Origin of the sequence: Aegicerativicinus sediminis (genome assembly GCF_015476115.1) — a bacterium.
In the GTDB taxonomy this organism is placed as follows: Bacteria; Bacteroidota; Bacteroidia; order Flavobacteriales; family Flavobacteriaceae; genus Aegicerativicinus; species Aegicerativicinus sediminis.
Map to the genome: position 1 here is coordinate 3,508,008 of NZ_CP064295.1, position 16,135 is coordinate 3,524,142.

The following is a 16,135-nucleotide window of genomic DNA, read 5'->3' on the forward strand; positions in this document are numbered from 1 at the left end:
ATTTACGTAGTATATCTAGGTTTAGATTAAATTATCTGAAAATAAACTATGGCTATAACCATAAAAACTTCCCTATCAGAACTTTCTGAAAATCTAGAAGGTGAACTTTATTTTGATGAGCTTTCTAAAACAATTTATGCGACCGATGCATCAGTATATCGGCAAAAACCTTTAGCTGTTGCATTACCAAAAACAATTGCCGACATCCAAAGGCTTGTTACTTATGCTAAAAATAACAACACTTCACTAATCCCACGAGCTGCAGGTACTTCTCTAGCTGGTCAAGTGGTAGGTGATGGCATTGTGGTTGATATTTCAAAATACTTTAATAATATAATTTCAGTAGATACAATTAATAAAACTGTAACCGTTCAACCAGGGGTAGTAAGGGACGAATTGAACCTATATCTGCAACCATTCGGTTTGTTTTTTGGTCCTAACACTTCAACCTCCAACCGCTGCATGATAGGGGGTATGGTGGGAAACAACTCTTCTGGAACCACCTCGATTAAATACGGTGTAACACGAGACAAGGTGGTATCCCTTAAAACAGTCTTGAGTGATGGGTCTGAAGTTGAATTTAAATCTTTATCTAAAAATGAATTTGAAAGGAAATTAAATCAATCGGATCTTGAAGGATCTGTTTACCGGGAAATATTTAATTCCCTATCCATTTCTGGAGTTAAAGAGCAAATAAAAAGTCAATTTCCAAAAAATTCTATTCATAGAAGAAATACAGGTTATGCAATAGATGAACTTATAAAAACTAATGCCTTTCAAACAAACGGTCCTTTATTTAATATGTGTGATTTACTATGTGGTAGCGAAGGAACCCTAGCATTTACTACAGAGATAACATTACAGCTAGACGATCTACCGCCAAATCATGGTGCCATGATCGCAATTCATTATAAGTCTGTTTCCAATTGTTTAAGGTCTGTTGCGCCTTTAATGAAAATGGACTTGTATGCATGTGAAATGATGGATAAAACAATTCTCGATTGCACAAGACATAATAGGGAACAGCAAGAAAACAGAAGTTTTATTGTAGGTGATCCCAAGGCAATTTTAATGTGTGAAGTTAGAAGTAACAGCAGTCAATCACTTGAAAATCAAATTAAGCTTATAATTGAGGAAATCTCCAGTTTGAATTTAAGTTATGCGACCATCGTTTTAAAAGGCGATGATATAAACAAGGCCAACGAATTGCGTAAGGCTGGTTTAGGTTTGCTTGGCAATCTAATCGGGGATGAGAAATCAGTTCCCTGTATAGAGGATACAGCAGTTGCCGTTGAAGATTTGGCAGATTATATTGACGAGTTTACAGAATTGATGAATTCCTTTAACCAATCACCCATTTATTATGCCCATGCCGGTGCGGGTGAGTTGCATTTACGTCCGATTGTTAATATGAAAACATCAAAAGGGGTTAAAGATTTCAAGGAAATCACATTTTCCGTAGCTGAGCTTGTAAAAAAATACCAAGGTTCTATGAGCGGGGAGCACGGAGATGGAATTGTAAGATCTGGATGTATTGATTTAATGATAGGAAAGGAAAATTATGAGATCCTGAAAAAAATAAAGACCGCATTTGATCCAAATAACATTTTCAATCCTGGTAAAATTGTTAATCCAAAACCTATGGATGAAAATCTCAGGTATGTTCCGGATAGGACCGAACCAAACATTGAAACAATATTTGATTTTTCTGATTCCCTAGGTATATTAAGGGAAGCTGAAAAATGCAATGGGTCTGGGGATTGTAGAAAATTAGTTTCATTTGGAGGAACTATGTGTCCGAGCTATAGAGCCACTAGAAATGAAAAAGACACCACAAGAGCTCGTGCCAATGCCCTTCGAGAAGTTTTGACAAACTCCACCAAGGAAAATAAATTCGACCACCATGAATTAAAAGAGGTTTTCGATCTATGCCTAAGCTGTAAAGGATGCTCTAGGGAATGCCCAAGCAGTGTTGATGTTTCTACCTTAAAATCCGAATTTTTGCATCAATACTATAAATCGAACCCAATTTCAAGAAGAGATTGGCTCGTGGCAAACAATACCGAATACCTAAAATGGGCTAGCAACTTTTCAAAAATTTATAATGCTGTTGTCGGTTGGAATGTTACTTCTAATATAATGAAATGGGCAATTGGTTTATCCAAGGAAAGATCCATACCAAAACTTTCAAATATCACCTTAAGAGACTATTACACTAAACATTATAAATCTATAAATAATCCGATTAAGACGGTTTATCTTTTTGTTGATGAGTTTACCAATTATTTAGAATCCCATATTGGCATTGATACCATTGAGTTGCTCCGTCGATTAAATTACGAAGTTAAAATAGTTGATCATGACGAGTCTGGAAGGTCATTTATTTCCAAAGGGGTTTTGGAAAAGGTCAAGATATGTGCGAATAGAAATATCGATATTTTTAAGGGTTTAATTACGAAGGAAACCCCTTTAATTGGAATTGAACCTTCCGCAATTTTAACCTTTAAGGATGAATATCCTAAATTGGTTACAGATAAAGATTCCGCTAAGCAGATAGGTAACTACACATTCCTAATTGATGATTTCATTGATTTTGAATATAAGGCAGGAAACATTCTAACGTCTTCCTTTAATTTGGAGGAAAAACATATAGTATTTCATGGACATTGCCACCAAAAAGCATTGGCAGATCCAAAATCTAGCTTAGAGATATTAGATATACCCAAAAATTATAAAGTTGAAAGAATTCCATCAGGCTGCTGTGGAATGGCTGGAAGTTTTGGGTTGGAAAAGGAGCATTACGAAATTAGTATGACTATAGGGGAACAAACCTTATTTCCAACCATAAGAAAAAATGAAAATTCAATTATTGCTGCAAATGGTACTAGTTGTAGACATCAAATTTATGATGGAACTAGGAGGGAAGCATTACACCCTATTTCAATTTTAAGAAGAGCTTTACTCTAATTCCTTTTTAATTTTATTTTTATCCAAAATAGTAATTGCCGCAATGAGATCAGTGAATTCCATATTTTTTAATTCTTGATCAGCATAAAAAGGAGATAGGCGATCGTTATTATAATTATAGACTTTCCATCTTTTAAACTGGTATTCTAGGGCCGTAAAATTTTCCACCCAATCACCAGAATTGAGATATATGGTGCTCCCTTTAGAAGATTCTTTCAATAGCATTTTTGGTTGATGGATGTGACCACAAATCACATAGTCGTAACCATTTTCAATCGCCAAATCTGCAGCAATGGTTTCAAAATCACTAACATATTTGAGCGCTCTTTTAACGCCATTCTTTATTTTTTTTGAGATAGAATATTTTTCCTTACCAAGATTTACAAGAATCCAATTAACAAATCGATTTATTAGAATTAATAAACTATAACCATAGCCACCCAATTTTGCCAACCATTTAGCCTTGTGTATTGAATGGTCAAACACGTCGCCATGAAATATCCAAGCCTTTTTACCATCCAAGTTTAATACAATTTTATCCTGTATAGAAATATTGCCCATTTCAGTACCAGAAAACTTTCTCAACAATTCGTCATGGTTTCCTGTAATGTAAACCACCTTGGTACCTTCAGAGGCCATATCCATGATACGTTTTATAACTTTTAGATGAGATTTTGGAAAATATCTTTTGCTAAATTGCCATATGTCAATAATATCCCCATTCAAAATTAATTTCTTTGGACTAATAGAATTTAGATAAGTGAGAAGTTCTGTTGCATGGCACCCTATGGTTCCTAAATGGACATCGGAAATCACAGCAACCTCAACTTTTCGTGTTTTCTTCATTGTAGATTTTATTCGCTGTAAATAAACTACTTAAAGATTACCTTAACATTATCAGCTATTTAAATTTATATGAGGTTAAGGTTAACTAAATGTTATAAAAACAGATTTAAACATATGCCCATAATGGGCTTTTCAATTTTTGTTTTCTCTATAATAGGCGCTACATTTGCGCCAAATAATAAAATATGGCTGGGAATTCTTACGGAACCTTATTTAAAATAACCACTTTCGGTGAATCTCATGGAGTAGCAATAGGAGGTGTAATCGATGGCTGCCCTGCTGGTTTAACTATAAATTTTGAAGCTATTCAACATGAATTAGATCGCAGAAAACCAGGGCAATCCAAAATTGTTACACAGCGAAAGGAACCAGATGAAGTGGAATTTCTCTCAGGAATTTTTGAAGGAAAAACCACCGGAACTCCCATAGGTTTTAATATTAGAAATACCAATCAAAAATCTAAGGATTATTCCCATATTAAGGATATTTACCGCCCTAGTCATGCTGACTATACATACGAAAAGAAATACGGTTTAAGAGACTATAGAGGTGGTGGCCGCAGTAGTGCTAGAGAAACAGCTTGCCGTGTAGTTGCAGGAGCAATTGCTAAGCAGTTACTCTCAAATATTGAAATAAATGCTTATGTTTCAGCGGTTGGATCAATTAAATTAACAAAAAACTACCAAGAATTAGACCTTTCTAATACTGAGAATAACATAATCCGTTGCCCTGATGATGCCACAGCGGAACAAATGATACAGCTGATAAATGAAACCCGAAAAAAAGGGGATACTGTTGGTGGAATTATAACATGTGTTTTAAAAAATGTACCCATTGGCTTAGGAGAACCTGTTTTCGATAAACTTCATGCAGAATTAGGCAAGGCAATGCTTTCTATAAATGCAGTAAAGGGTTTTGAATATGGAAGCGGATTTGATGGAGCTAAAATGTTCGGAAGTGACCATAATGATCTTTTTAATAACGACGGAAGCACTAAGACTAATTTGTCTGGAGGGGTCCAAGGGGGTATAAGCAATGGAATGGATATTTATTTCAATGTGGCATTTAAACCCGTTGCAACACTCATACAAAAGCAAGAAGCTTTAGATTCTTCAGGTAATCTGGTTGAAATGCAGGGGAAAGGTCGTCATGACCCATGTGTGGTCCCTAGGGCAGTTCCGATTGTGGAGGCAATGGCTGCTTTGGTTTTAGCAGATTTTTATTTAAGAAATAAAATCTACTAATTCTAAAATTGTATCTTGAGGTTCTAATAAATATTGCCCAATTCTTCGGGCACTAATCCTAAATTTTTAATCTTTTATGAAGAAACTAGCACTGCATTGGCAAATTTTAATTGGAATGGTTGCAGGTGTTGTGTTCGCGTTAATTATGGCGAACATAGATTGGGGAAAAACATTTATAGTAAATTGGATTAAACCCTTCGGAACCATATTCATCAATTTGTTGAAATTGATCGCAGTGCCCCTAATCTTGGCATCGCTGATTAAAGGTGTCTCTGACCTTAAGGATATATCCAAGCTTTCGCAAATGGGGGGTAGGACTATCATAACTTATCTTATAACTACCGTAGTAGCGGTTTCAATTGGTTTGGCAATTGTAAACATTATCCAACCAGGTTATTCTATAACTGAAGATACACGGAATGAACTGGTAGAAAGTTATAAAGGGGATGCGGATTCGAGAATTGCGCAAGCTGAAGAACAAAAAAATGCTGGACCACTTAAAGCTCTCGAAGACCTGGTCCCAAGTAATATTTTTAAGGCTGCAAGTGATAATGGCAATATGCTGCAAGTTATTTTCTTTGCAATTTTCTTCGGAATTGGACTAATCTTAATACCTGAGAATACCGCAAAACCCGTGAAACAATTTTTTGACGGATTTAATGAAGTGATTCTAAAATTGATAGACCTTATAATGTTAGCAGCTCCGTATGGAGTTTTTGCTCTTTTGGCAGCACTTATTGTGGAATCACCTAGTGCAGATTTATTCCTGGCATTGGCCTGGTACGCAATATGTGTGGTTATCGGTCTTATTTTAATGATATTTTTCTATCTACTCATTGTATGGATTTTCACTAAAAAATCACCGAAATTTTTTATGAACGGTATGTCTCCTGCTCAATTATTGGCATTTTCTACAAGTAGCAGTGCTGCTACTTTACCTGTAACTATGGAACGAGTAGAAGAGCATTTGGGTGTTGAAGAAGAGGTTACAAGTTTTGTCCTTCCTATAGGCGCTACCATTAATATGGACGGTACGAGTCTTTATCAAGCCGTTGCGGCAGTTTTCATTGCACAGGCATTTGGCATGCATCTAGATCTTGCAACACAATTAGGCATTGTAGCCACTGCAACTTTAGCTTCTATTGGCAGTGCTGCAGTTCCTGGGGCTGGCATGGTAATGTTGGTAATCGTTTTAGCACAAGCTGGTATTCCTGAGGCAGGATTAGCACTCATTTTTGCTGTGGATAGGCCATTAGATATGTGTAGAACAGTTGTAAATGTTACAGGAGATGCTTCAGTTTCTATGATTGTTGCAAAATCTGTTGGTAAACTTGGAGAACCTAAGGTTAAGAATTGGGACGATAATTACCAACATTGATTTAAAATAACCTATCTTAAAGCAAACATTAACTTTGAGCAAATTAGATAATATGAATATCTGCTTCATTATGTATCCATGGGATCAAATCGACCCAGAAAATGATACAAGTTTGGCTTTAATAAAGGAATGTGTTAGAAGAGATCATGGGGTTGCCATGTGTACCCCTTCAAACTTAACCATAAGAGATAGTGTTACGACAGCTTTTTGCAAGGTTATCGGTAGAATGGATAAGGTCTCCCGAAGCCTTAAGACCTTTTATAAACAGGTGAAACTTAGGGATGAAATGCTTCCTTTAGCTGGATTTGATGCCATCTTTTTTAGGGCAAATCCACCACTAGATCCTATCGTGTTAAACTTTTTGGATTCGGTGAAAAATGATGTTTTTATTATCAACTCCATTCAAGGAATGCGGGAAGCAAATAATAAACTTTACACTGCTGCATTTGGGGATAGTCACTCTAATATCATCCCCAATACCCATGTTTCAAAAAACAAGGACTACTTAATAAAACAAATTAAGGAGTCTAAAGCAGATAAGATGATTATTAAACCTTTGAACGGTTTTGGTGGTTCTGGGGTTATTCTAATTGAAAAATCTGCCATGAGTAATATTAATTCCCTTTTAGATTTTTATATCTCTAATGGTAGGGACGCATCTAATTATGTAATCCTTCAAGATTATATTGAAGGAGCCGACCAAGGCGATGTTCGTGTGCTGATGCTTAATGGGGAGCCCGTGGGGGCTATGAGAAGGGTTCCTGGAGACGATGATCACCGATCTAATGTAAGTGCCGGTGGAAGAGTTGAAAAGCATACACTTTCTAAGGAGGAACGTGCACTTTGCAAACAAATCGGCCCCAAGTTAGTCCAAGACGGCCTATATTTTGTTGGTATTGATGTTATCGGCGGAAAACTTGTCGAAGTTAATGTGATGTCTCCTGGCGGTATTACTTACATAAACAAGGTTTATAAGAATAAAAGAAGGGTTGAGGAAAAGGTCATCGACTTTATAGAAAGTAAAGTACTCGATAAACTACAAGCCTTTAACCGAAGAACCCGATTGAGAAAAACTGTAGACGAAGCCTAGTATTTTATGACAATATCTAAAATGAGTGTCGATGAAATTATCGATGCAATTGGTAATGAGAAAACTTTCCATGCCGTTTCAGATGATTATTCCTTTATAATAAAAATTGAGTCTTATGTTCATTTTATTTGTGGCGCCGTACACGATGGACATCAGTTCAGAAAAGAATTATGGGAAAATTGCCTATTATCTGAATATGAACGGTGGTATGAAGAGGACCCAGAAACGTTGAATATGGTTAGAACCCATCCAATAACCATTGCTGGTTTAGACTCCAGGTTTGAATATGATCTCAACCGAGACCCTGAAAATGCAATTTATGAGGATGCTTGGGGGAAAAAGATGTGGAAGCAACCATTAAGCAAGGAAGCTAAAGATTTCAGTTTGGCGAAACATACAAATTTTTATAAGGTCGTAAATGCGCTTGTTTCAAAAATTGAACAATTATTTGGTCGATGCATTGTTTACGATATGCATAGCTATAATTGGAGGCGCTGGGATAGAAAGGTGCCTACATGGAATTTGGGCACATCGAACATTGACAACAATCGTTTCGGTGGTATGGTCGAGGATTGGCGCGCTTCACTATCGGAAATGATTTTCCCAAATGATATAGATACAAAGGCTAAAGTTAACGATACCTTTCAGGGAAATGGCTATTTTTTAAAGTTTATAACCAATAACTTCAGTAATACACTGGTATTGGCGACAGAGATTTCCAAAGTCTATTGCAACGAATTAAGCGGCGTAATTTACCTAGACATAGTAAGTATAGTTGAAGAGGAACTTAAAAAAAGGATACCCCAACACGCCACTATCTTTATCGAGAAAACCAAACCTTGATAAATAAGACACTCTATTTTCTGAAAGAGCTAAAGAACATCAACAATATTTCATAATTCTGCATTATGGGAAGTGAAACAATGGAGGATAAGACGACCCCGGTAATTAATGATCAACTATTAGAGAGGATTTGTACAAAAATCCAAAACAAAGGTGTTGTCTTTGAAAAATTTTCAGATAAGGGGACAGTCTACATCGATAAGCTATTACCTTACTTATGCATTTACAGATACAATGAAGAAGACCCCTATTTTTCAGGGTTGTTAAAAACCCAAGGCGCCTATATTATCGTTCATGATTCAGTCGATTTAAAACCTCTTTTAAGAGCAATTGCAACTACCATGACAGAAAAATTCCATTCAATGCTGATTATGGAATTTTGGCCTGAAATTTCAAATGGTGATTATAGTTTTAAAATTCGTGCTCCAAAGGGAGACAGTTTACCTACAACAAAGGCATTAGCAGAAGGTTTTAAACAACTTTCTGAATTTAATATTCATATTACCAATACAATCTCTAAGAAAAAACCTAGACAACCAGACCACTTAAAACCTTTATTGGAGGATGGTGAATTAAAAAAATTAGGGGCAATAATTTATGGTGTAGGAATACCTACCATTTACAGAAACGAACCGAATAAAGAATTGTATTATCTGTTCTATCGAAAATTCCATTCCATTTTTTCTGAAACCGTAATGCGCTCGGCTTACGAATTTATCCGAGTACAAACTGCCAACCCATTCGATAATTATTTAATGCTTGGCAAAACCAGCCTCGATGAAATTACCTTAAAGTCAGATAAGGAATTGGCAGAAATTAGTGAAGGAATGTCTTTTCTCTTAAGAACAACTCCGGTAAATAGTTATGAGGAGTGGATAAAATTTAAAGAGAATAATTATAAAAAGACTCCCTCTTTTAATTACCGACTAATTGCCATTGATCCAGAAATTGAAAAGCGGAAACTATTTAATGTGCCAATCGATCAAATTGAGGATCCCACAATTGCTTTTATATTAAGGGGTAAACGATTGGAAATTGAGAAACAGCTTACCATGCTTGAAGAGCGCGGGACTACCAATTTTAAACATGTCGGGAATAGTCTGTATGGAGTTATCCAAAGAAATACCTTAAAAGAAGCAAAAAAAATTCTCCGGACTTTCCCTAAAAAGCAAAATTTATCTGGTAAGAAACGATACGATTGTTTCGAGTTTGCCAGTATTGCCCAAAAAGAGATTGATTATTATCAAGAATGCTTTCCGGACATTTCATTAAAGATTGAAATAAGGGATGATATTGCGGGAATTATGGTTTCTAAAACAAAATTATTGGTTAGTAGCCAGCTCTCAATAAATTCAAAACGGGCAGATGCATTAATTCAACATGAAGTAGGCACCCACATAGTTACTTACTGCAATGGTAAAATGCAACCTCTAGAACAAATGTATGCTGGTTTTGAAGGATACGATCAGTTACAGGAAGGTATAGCGGTATTAGCAGAATATTTAGTGGATGGGTTAACAGTTACAAGACTTCGGTTATTAGCCGGAAGGGTTGTGGCAGTAGACAGTATGGTAAAAGGAGCAAACTTTAAGGAGACTTTTAGACTATTAACCAAAAACCATAATTTTTCTCCAACCTCCGCTTATTATATCTCCATGAGAATATATAGGGGTGGAGGATTGACCAAAGATGCAGTTTATTTAGCCGGTCTTATTGATGTACTTAACTATCTAAAAAAGGGTGGTGATTTAAACATTCTATATTGCGGCAAATTCAACACGAACCACATCGAACTTATTCAGGAATTACTATATAGAGGTGTATTGAACCAACCTAAAATACCAAGGTTTTTAGAACGACCACAAGTTCAACAGCGATTAACGAGACTTCGAAATGGAATCGAAATTACGGATATGGTAAGTGATTAGTTATTCCTAAAATTTTACTTTAATAATTGAAAGATGAAAATAGCATTTATAATAAATGATCATAATACAGAAAAACCTAATTACACAACTCCTGGCTTGGGATATGCAGCCTACAAGAGAGGGCATGATGTATATTTCATTGGGGTCGGCGAACTTTCGTATGCCTCTAAAGGTCATCTGTCTGTAAGATGTAAAACTGTCACGGGTAAAAATTTCAATACTCAAGAAACATTTTTTAAGGCGGTACAAAAAGAGGAATTTTCAAAAGTTACTTCTGAAGAATTAGATGTTTTGTTTTTAAGAAACAATCCTTCAGATGAAATCAATGAACGTGACTGGGCACAAAATGCGGCTTTTATTTTTGGTGAAATCGCAATGCGAAATGGCGTTATTGTTTTGAACCATCCTAATAGTTTGGCAGGAGCGGTCAACAAAATGTATTTTCAGCATTTCCCAGAAATTTTAAGACCTAAAACGGTGATATCCAGAGATCACAATGAGATTAAAGCATTTTTTGAAGAGCAAAAACAAAAAATGATTCTAAAGCCACTACAAGGTTCAGGGGGAGCAAATGTCTTTATGATGGATAAGAAAAATGCACATAACCTAAGTCAAACCATTGATGCAATTTGTAGGGATGGTTTTGTTATAGCCCAAGAATATTTACCTGATGCGAAAAATGGAGACACTAGATTATTTTTAGTTAATGGAGAACCGCTGGAGGTTAAAGGACAATATGCCATGATGAAAAGGGTGAATGCAAAAGGAGAAATACGCAGCAATATTCATGCTGGAGGAAAACCCACCAAAGCAGTAATGACAGACGAAATAATGGAATTAGCAGATATCGTTAGACCTAAATTAGTGCAAGATGGTATGTTTATGGTTGGCATAGATATAGTTGGCAATAAACTTATGGAAATTAATGTGTTTAGCCCTGGTGGTCTAAATGTTATGGGTCAAATGTACGGGGTTGATTTCTCATCAAAAGTAATTGAAGCTATTGAAAAAAAGGTGGATTATAAAAAAATGTATCCAGATTATTTATACAATAGTCGACTTGCCACACTCTAGGAAATTTAAATGTATTTCATGGAGAAAAATTGCACTCTAACCATTTTAATCTTCGAATCTCTGCCTTTGAACGAAAATTTCTAAGAGGAAATCAATTTGATGGTACTTTTAGAATACAAGTTTAATAAAGCAAACCATAATACATTCGCTTATATAATCTTGCATAGAATTTAGAGTTATTAGTTTTTAATTAGTTGTTAATTGCAAAACCCTTCAGAACGAAGGGTTTTTGCATTTTATTTATCTAAAAACTTTTCTTTTAAATCAGGGGTAGGAATCATGCATTTCTCTTGTTTACCAAACCATTTATATCGATTCTTACCAATATAATTATAAACGGCATCTCTTATAGCCTTTGGTACAACTATGAAAATAGCAAACAGATTAATTGGAAATTTCAATTTTGAAGCAATTCTTAAAGCTGCACTTGATCTTTTATAGATTTTGCCATCGGGAGTTTCCAATATAATTGATTCTAAATTACCTAAATCAATCATTTTCGATCCCAATGCCATTTTTGCATATTCACTCTGTAGGGATGCAAATTGAAATAAATTCTTTGAATCATTTCTTATAACATATTGAATTGAGTTATTGCATAGATTGCAAACCCCATCAAAGTAAATTACATATGTATTGTTAGGTTCAGTTTTCATTTTTTAGCCTCCACCAATTCTAATTGGCCAACATCTACATTTGTTGTGAACATCCCATAATTTACAACTGCCTTATTTTTTTCAATCTTGTCGATGCTTCCAACAGCTTTTCCATCTAAAAGCCTAACGCGATCGCCGACCTTCAAAGAGGGCTTCGGTTTTTCATCGACTTTCTTCTCCAAAGATTCTTTTTTCTTTTTCTTTCGAATAGTTTTAATTTTATTCTGCACCTCTTTGGTTACAGCTCTTTCTTTTTGTTTTTCTTCTTTCCGTTCCTTATCAGTGATAGCCCGGTTACGCTTTGAATTTTCAATCTGAACCATTTTAAACAATTCCGACATCAAATCTCTTTTCTTTTTATCATTGAAATATTGCTCAGATAGGGCATCAAATTTTTGGCCAAGGAAAATTAACCTTTGGTCTTTGTCATACAGTTCTTGGTAACTTTCTAACTTCTTCTGAATTTTTTCATTAATCGCCTCCAATTTTTCCGCTTCAGATTGCGTTTTTAATTCATTCGCTTTTAATGACTTTTCAGTACGTTCTAATTTAGATCGTTCTTTGTGAAGTTTGGCAATGGTTGCATCGAAACGAACTTTACCTTTTTCAATTTTCTTTTTTGCCTTATTAATTAAATTAAATGGAATACCATTTTTTTGGGCAACCTCGAAAGTAAATGAGCTACCAGGTTGGCCAATACCCAATTTATATTCGGGTTCTAGAGATCTTTCGTTAAAAGACATATTGGCATTTTGCATGTATGGTAATTCATTTGCTAATACCTTTAAATTAGAATAATGGGTAGTTATTATACCATATGCCTCCCGAGCATAGAACACCTCCAAAAAAGTTTCCGCCAATGCACCACCTAATTCAGGATCACTTCCAGTACCAAATTCATCAATTAAAAATAGGCAACCCTTCTTACATTTCCTTAGAAAGTAATTCATTTGCTTTAATCGGTAGCTATAAGTACTTAAATGGTTTTCAATGGATTGGTTATCACCTATATCGCTCAATACATTTTTGAAAAAACATATGGTAGACTTTTCATGAACGGGGATTAAAATACCACTTTGAAACATTATTTGGAGCAACCCAACGGTTTTTAATGTAATACTTTTACCCCCAGCGTTAGGGCCAGAAATAACAATAATCCTATTTTCTCTATTCAAATCAATAGATTGAGGATACGTTTTTAATCCTTCTTTTTTGTTCTGAAGTAACAATAAGGGATGAAATGCATCACGAAGATGCAACACTTCTTCATTATTAATATTCGGTAGGATTCCGTTAATTGATTTAGCAAAATGAGCCTTGGCATGCAATACATCCAAAGCCGTTAAAAACTCTTGATAGTCTTTAAATAAAAAGGAATATGGTCTTAATGTATTCGTTAATTCCTTTAGTATTCTTGTTATTTCCTCTTCTTCATCGTATTCAAGGTTATTAAGTTCACGAGTATAATTTAGGGTGGCTTCTGGTTGAATATAAACAATACTTCCTGTTTTACTACCTCCCATTATCGAACCTTTTACACGCTTTCGGTACATCGCCTTCACGGCCAAAACTCGGACCCCATCCATAACTGACTCTCTAATCTCATCTAAAAAATCAAGACTCGATGAAGAGGATAAGGCATGGTTAAAACTTTGATTAATTTTTGACCTAACTTCAGTTATCGATTTACGAATGCTTTTTAAGTCTTCTGACGCATCATCTTTTATTTCTCCGAAACGATCAATTACCTTTTTTATGGGGATTATAGGTTCTTCGGTAATTGGAATGTGACTTGAGAAGCTCTGAAGGCCTTGATAATAAATTTCAAATTTTTTGAGGAATTTTAGGATGCCATTCGCTGTTTCAGAAATACTTAGCAAGTTTCTAAATCCCTCTACCTCAATTTTAGAGTTTTCGATTTGTAGTAACCTCAACTGGTCTGAAATTGTCTCGAAGCGGTGATTAGGAATTCTATTTTCATTTTGTAAAGACGCAAGAAATTCATTGGTGAGCTGTAATTCTTGTAATAACACCTCCTTTTTATCTATAGGTATTATATGTGAGACCTTGTCTTTTCCTAAATCTGTCAAGCAATAGCCTTGAATAATACTAACTATTCTAGGAAATTCAAGGTCTTGTAAAGTTTTTTGGTGGATTCTCCCCATTAAGATTCCTTTAATTTTAGGATAGCAAAATTATGAAATATAGCTAGCATCTAGGATGCTAATAAATTTATACTTAATTAAAATGCCAATAGTATTATACATTTTTTGAATGCTATACAAATCTTGGTATTTTTCAACTTTAATTTTATTTCATGAATGTAGAGATTCATCCGAGCTGGAAAAATATTTTAAACGACGAATTTGAAAAGCCCTATTTTTCAGAATTGGTTGCGTTCGTAAAAAATGAATACCAACATCACACATGTTACCCACCAGGGAAAAAGATATTTAATGCGTTAGATTTGTGTCCGTTTGATAAGGTTAAGGTTGTCATTATTGGTCAAGATCCTTACCACGGACCAAACCAGGCTCATGGTTTATGTTTTTCAGTAAATGAAGGAATATCACATCCCCCATCGTTAATAAACATATTTAAAGAAATTCAAGCGGACCTCGGAACCTCTTATCCTAGATCGGGTAATCTAGAGCCTTGGGCAAAGCAAGGGGTATTATTATTGAATGCTACACTTACAGTTAGGGCTCATCAAGCAGGAAGCCATCAAAATAAAGGTTGGGAAATATTTACCGATGCTATAATTAAAGCAATTAGTGATAATAAAGAGGGGGTTATCTTTTTATTATGGGGTGGGTTCGCTAAGAAAAAAGCGAAAATAATAGATGCTAAAAAACATCATGTTTTAACCTCTGGTCATCCATCACCACTTAGTGCAAATAGAGGTTTATGGTTTGGAAACCAGCATTTTAGCCTAACTAACTCCCTGTTGGAGCAAGCGAAGGAAGAGGCAATTCAGTGGTCGTTAACTTAATTTTTGGTTTAAAAATCACCTTCGGTGTTGTTTTCATAGAACGTTTTTCAATCTTATTAACGCTAAAAAACAGTAGAAGAAAATTTAGTGCGATTAAACCGGCGAGTACAATACCAACAGTTAAAATCATAAGTTCAGGTTTATAGTTAAGTAAAGTAGAAAGGTTTAGGTTTTTCAAATATACTTAAATTTATGTTAAATGAAAATATTACCTAACTATTGGATAATGAGTTTATTAACATGGTTATTCACCAAACCAATTAGACTAGTATTTGATTTGAAGGAAGAATTTTGTCTATAATACCCAATTGAAACAATGTTTCCTGTATCTGCGAAACCTTATAATCACTAAGTTGTTCTCGAGACCAATGGGTAGATTCTAGCCAAGCCTGAACATCCTCAAGCTTAATCCCGTATCTATTTGAAATTGTTTGATCTATTCCCCCCAATAATTTAAAACCGGTTGTATATGTATTAACCGTATCCAAAATTGCTCCAACCTCTTCTTTGTTATCTTTCAGGAATTCATCTGTAGCTGCAATTACAAAACAAGGCCAAGGAGTAGGGCAGTTACCTATTTTTCTAAATATTCCCTGATCCACAAGAGGCTTGGTCATAAAAGTTTCCCACATAAAATAATCTGCAAACCCGCTTTTCAATGTATCTACAGCGCCTTCAATATTATTGACCACCTCAAATTTTAAATCCTCAGTTAAATTCCAGTTATGGTTTTCAGCATTCACATAGGCCATTAAATGAGAACCAGAACCAAACCTTGATATTGCGGCCTTTGTACCCTTTAAATCAGAAATTTTATGATAATCACTTTGTGAGGCGACATGAATACCCCAATTTAATGGAGAACCAACAAATTTTTGAATAATTTTAGATGGATTACCATCGACAATATCCTTTATGATACCCTCTGTTAGAATTACAGCCATATCAATGTCCCCATTCCTAAGAGCCTGACACATCGCTCCAGTGCCTTCTGGATAATCAATCCACCTCAGATTAATATCAAATTTATGGTATTCTTTATTCTTAAGGGTGAGATACCATGGGTAGTTAAAATGTTCCGGGACTCCACCAATTGTAATTTTTTTCATCCTATTAA

General features: G+C 35.1%; 12 protein-coding genes. 8 read left to right on the top strand and 4 right to left on the bottom strand.

Annotation, left to right across the window (positions count from 1 at the left end; genetic code table 11):
* The first annotated feature begins 48 nt into the window (after nt 1–48).
* On the top strand, nt 49–2,967 hold the full coding sequence (locus tag ISU00_RS15015; RefSeq protein ID WP_228851490.1) for an FAD-binding and (Fe-S)-binding domain-containing protein: 2,919 nt from the start codon (nt 49–51) through the stop codon (nt 2,965–2,967).
* Here ISU00_RS15015 and ISU00_RS15020 read toward each other — a convergent pair.
* Entirely contained in the window at nt 2,959–3,813 is an 855-nt protein-coding gene (locus tag ISU00_RS15020; RefSeq protein WP_228851491.1) for a UDP-2,3-diacylglucosamine diphosphatase, read from the bottom strand. The genes ISU00_RS15015 and ISU00_RS15020 overlap by 9 nt on opposite strands.
* 185 nt (nt 3,814–3,998) lie before the next feature.
* Between ISU00_RS15020 and aroC the strand changes: the two genes are divergently transcribed.
* The 6 genes from aroC (at nt 3,999) to ISU00_RS15050 (ending at nt 11,370) form a co-directional block, all read left to right on the top strand.
* Nucleotides 3,999–5,057 (top strand): chorismate synthase, encoded by a 1,059-nt coding sequence (aroC, locus tag ISU00_RS15025; protein WP_228851492.1) that lies wholly within the window; start codon nt 3,999–4,001, stop codon nt 5,055–5,057.
* Nucleotides 5,058–5,133: 76 nt separating this feature from the next.
* A complete protein-coding gene (locus tag ISU00_RS15030; RefSeq protein WP_228851493.1) occupies nt 5,134–6,435 on the top strand; it encodes a dicarboxylate/amino acid:cation symporter in 1,302 nt (433 codons plus the stop codon).
* Between the two features lie 34 nt (nt 6,436–6,469).
* A complete protein-coding gene (gshB, locus tag ISU00_RS15035; protein WP_449500881.1) occupies nt 6,470–7,525 on the top strand; it encodes a glutathione synthase in 1,056 nt (351 codons plus the stop codon).
* A gap of 12 nt (nt 7,526–7,537) precedes the next feature.
* On the top strand, nt 7,538–8,368 hold the full coding sequence (locus ISU00_RS15040) for an N-formylglutamate amidohydrolase (RefSeq protein ID WP_228853744.1): 831 nt from the start codon (nt 7,538–7,540) through the stop codon (nt 8,366–8,368).
* Between the two features lie 65 nt (nt 8,369–8,433).
* Nucleotides 8,434–10,296, top strand: coding sequence for a flavohemoglobin expression-modulating QEGLA motif protein (locus ISU00_RS15045; protein ID WP_228851494.1), 1,863 nt, complete (start codon nt 8,434–8,436; stop codon nt 10,294–10,296).
* Between the two features lie 33 nt (nt 10,297–10,329).
* Nucleotides 10,330–11,370, top strand: a complete 1,041-nt coding sequence (locus ISU00_RS15050; RefSeq protein ID WP_228851495.1) for a glutathione synthetase — start codon at nt 10,330–10,332, stop codon at nt 11,368–11,370.
* A 236-nt stretch (nt 11,371–11,606) separates the two neighbouring features.
* Here ISU00_RS15050 and ISU00_RS15055 read toward each other — a convergent pair whose 3' ends face one another.
* Nucleotides 11,607–12,026: a thiol-disulfide oxidoreductase DCC family protein gene (locus tag ISU00_RS15055; protein ID WP_228851496.1), complete on the bottom strand. Its 420-nt coding sequence runs from the start codon at nt 12,024–12,026 to the stop codon at nt 11,607–11,609.
* On the bottom strand, nt 12,023–14,191 hold the full coding sequence (locus tag ISU00_RS15060) for an endonuclease MutS2 (protein WP_228851497.1): 2,169 nt from the start codon (nt 14,189–14,191) through the stop codon (nt 12,023–12,025). The genes ISU00_RS15055 and ISU00_RS15060 overlap by 4 nt, the downstream gene beginning before the upstream one ends.
* A gap of 152 nt (nt 14,192–14,343) precedes the next feature.
* Between ISU00_RS15060 and ung the strand changes: the two genes are divergently transcribed.
* The gene (gene ung / locus ISU00_RS15065) at nt 14,344–15,018 is read left to right on the top strand and encodes a uracil-DNA glycosylase (RefSeq protein WP_228851498.1); all 675 of its coding nucleotides are present in this window, start codon (nt 14,344–14,346) and stop codon (nt 15,016–15,018) included.
* 260 nt (nt 15,019–15,278) lie between these two features.
* Here ung and ISU00_RS15070 read toward each other — a convergent pair whose 3' ends face one another.
* Nucleotides 15,279–16,127 carry a substrate-binding domain-containing protein gene (locus ISU00_RS15070; RefSeq protein WP_228851499.1) on the bottom strand — a complete coding sequence of 283 codons (849 nt, stop codon included), beginning with the start codon at nt 16,125–16,127 and terminating at the stop codon, nt 15,279–15,281.
* Between the last annotated feature and the right edge of the window lie 8 nt (nt 16,128–16,135).

Coding starts and splice junctions, on each gene's coding strand:
- ISU00_RS15015 (WP_228851490.1), top strand. CDS start 49: ATGGCTATAACCATAAAAACTTCCCTATCAGAACTTTCTGAAAATCTA.
- ISU00_RS15020 (WP_228851491.1), bottom strand. CDS start 3,813: ATGAAGAAAACACGAAAAGTTGAGGTTGCTGTGATTTCCGATGTCCAT.
- aroC (WP_228851492.1), top strand. CDS start 3,999: ATGGCTGGGAATTCTTACGGAACCTTATTTAAAATAACCACTTTCGGT.
- ISU00_RS15030 (WP_228851493.1), top strand. CDS start 5,134: ATGAAGAAACTAGCACTGCATTGGCAAATTTTAATTGGAATGGTTGCA.
- ISU00_RS15045 (WP_228851494.1), top strand. CDS start 8,434: ATGGGAAGTGAAACAATGGAGGATAAGACGACCCCGGTAATTAATGAT.
- ISU00_RS15050 (WP_228851495.1), top strand. CDS start 10,330: ATGAAAATAGCATTTATAATAAATGATCATAATACAGAAAAACCTAAT.
- ISU00_RS15055 (WP_228851496.1), bottom strand. CDS start 12,026: ATGAAAACTGAACCTAACAATACATATGTAATTTACTTTGATGGGGTT.
- ISU00_RS15060 (WP_228851497.1), bottom strand. CDS start 14,191: ATGGGGAGAATCCACCAAAAAACTTTACAAGACCTTGAATTTCCTAGA.
- ung (WP_228851498.1), top strand. CDS start 14,344: ATGAATGTAGAGATTCATCCGAGCTGGAAAAATATTTTAAACGACGAA.
- ISU00_RS15070 (WP_228851499.1), bottom strand. CDS start 16,127: ATGAAAAAAATTACAATTGGTGGAGTCCCGGAACATTTTAACTACCCA.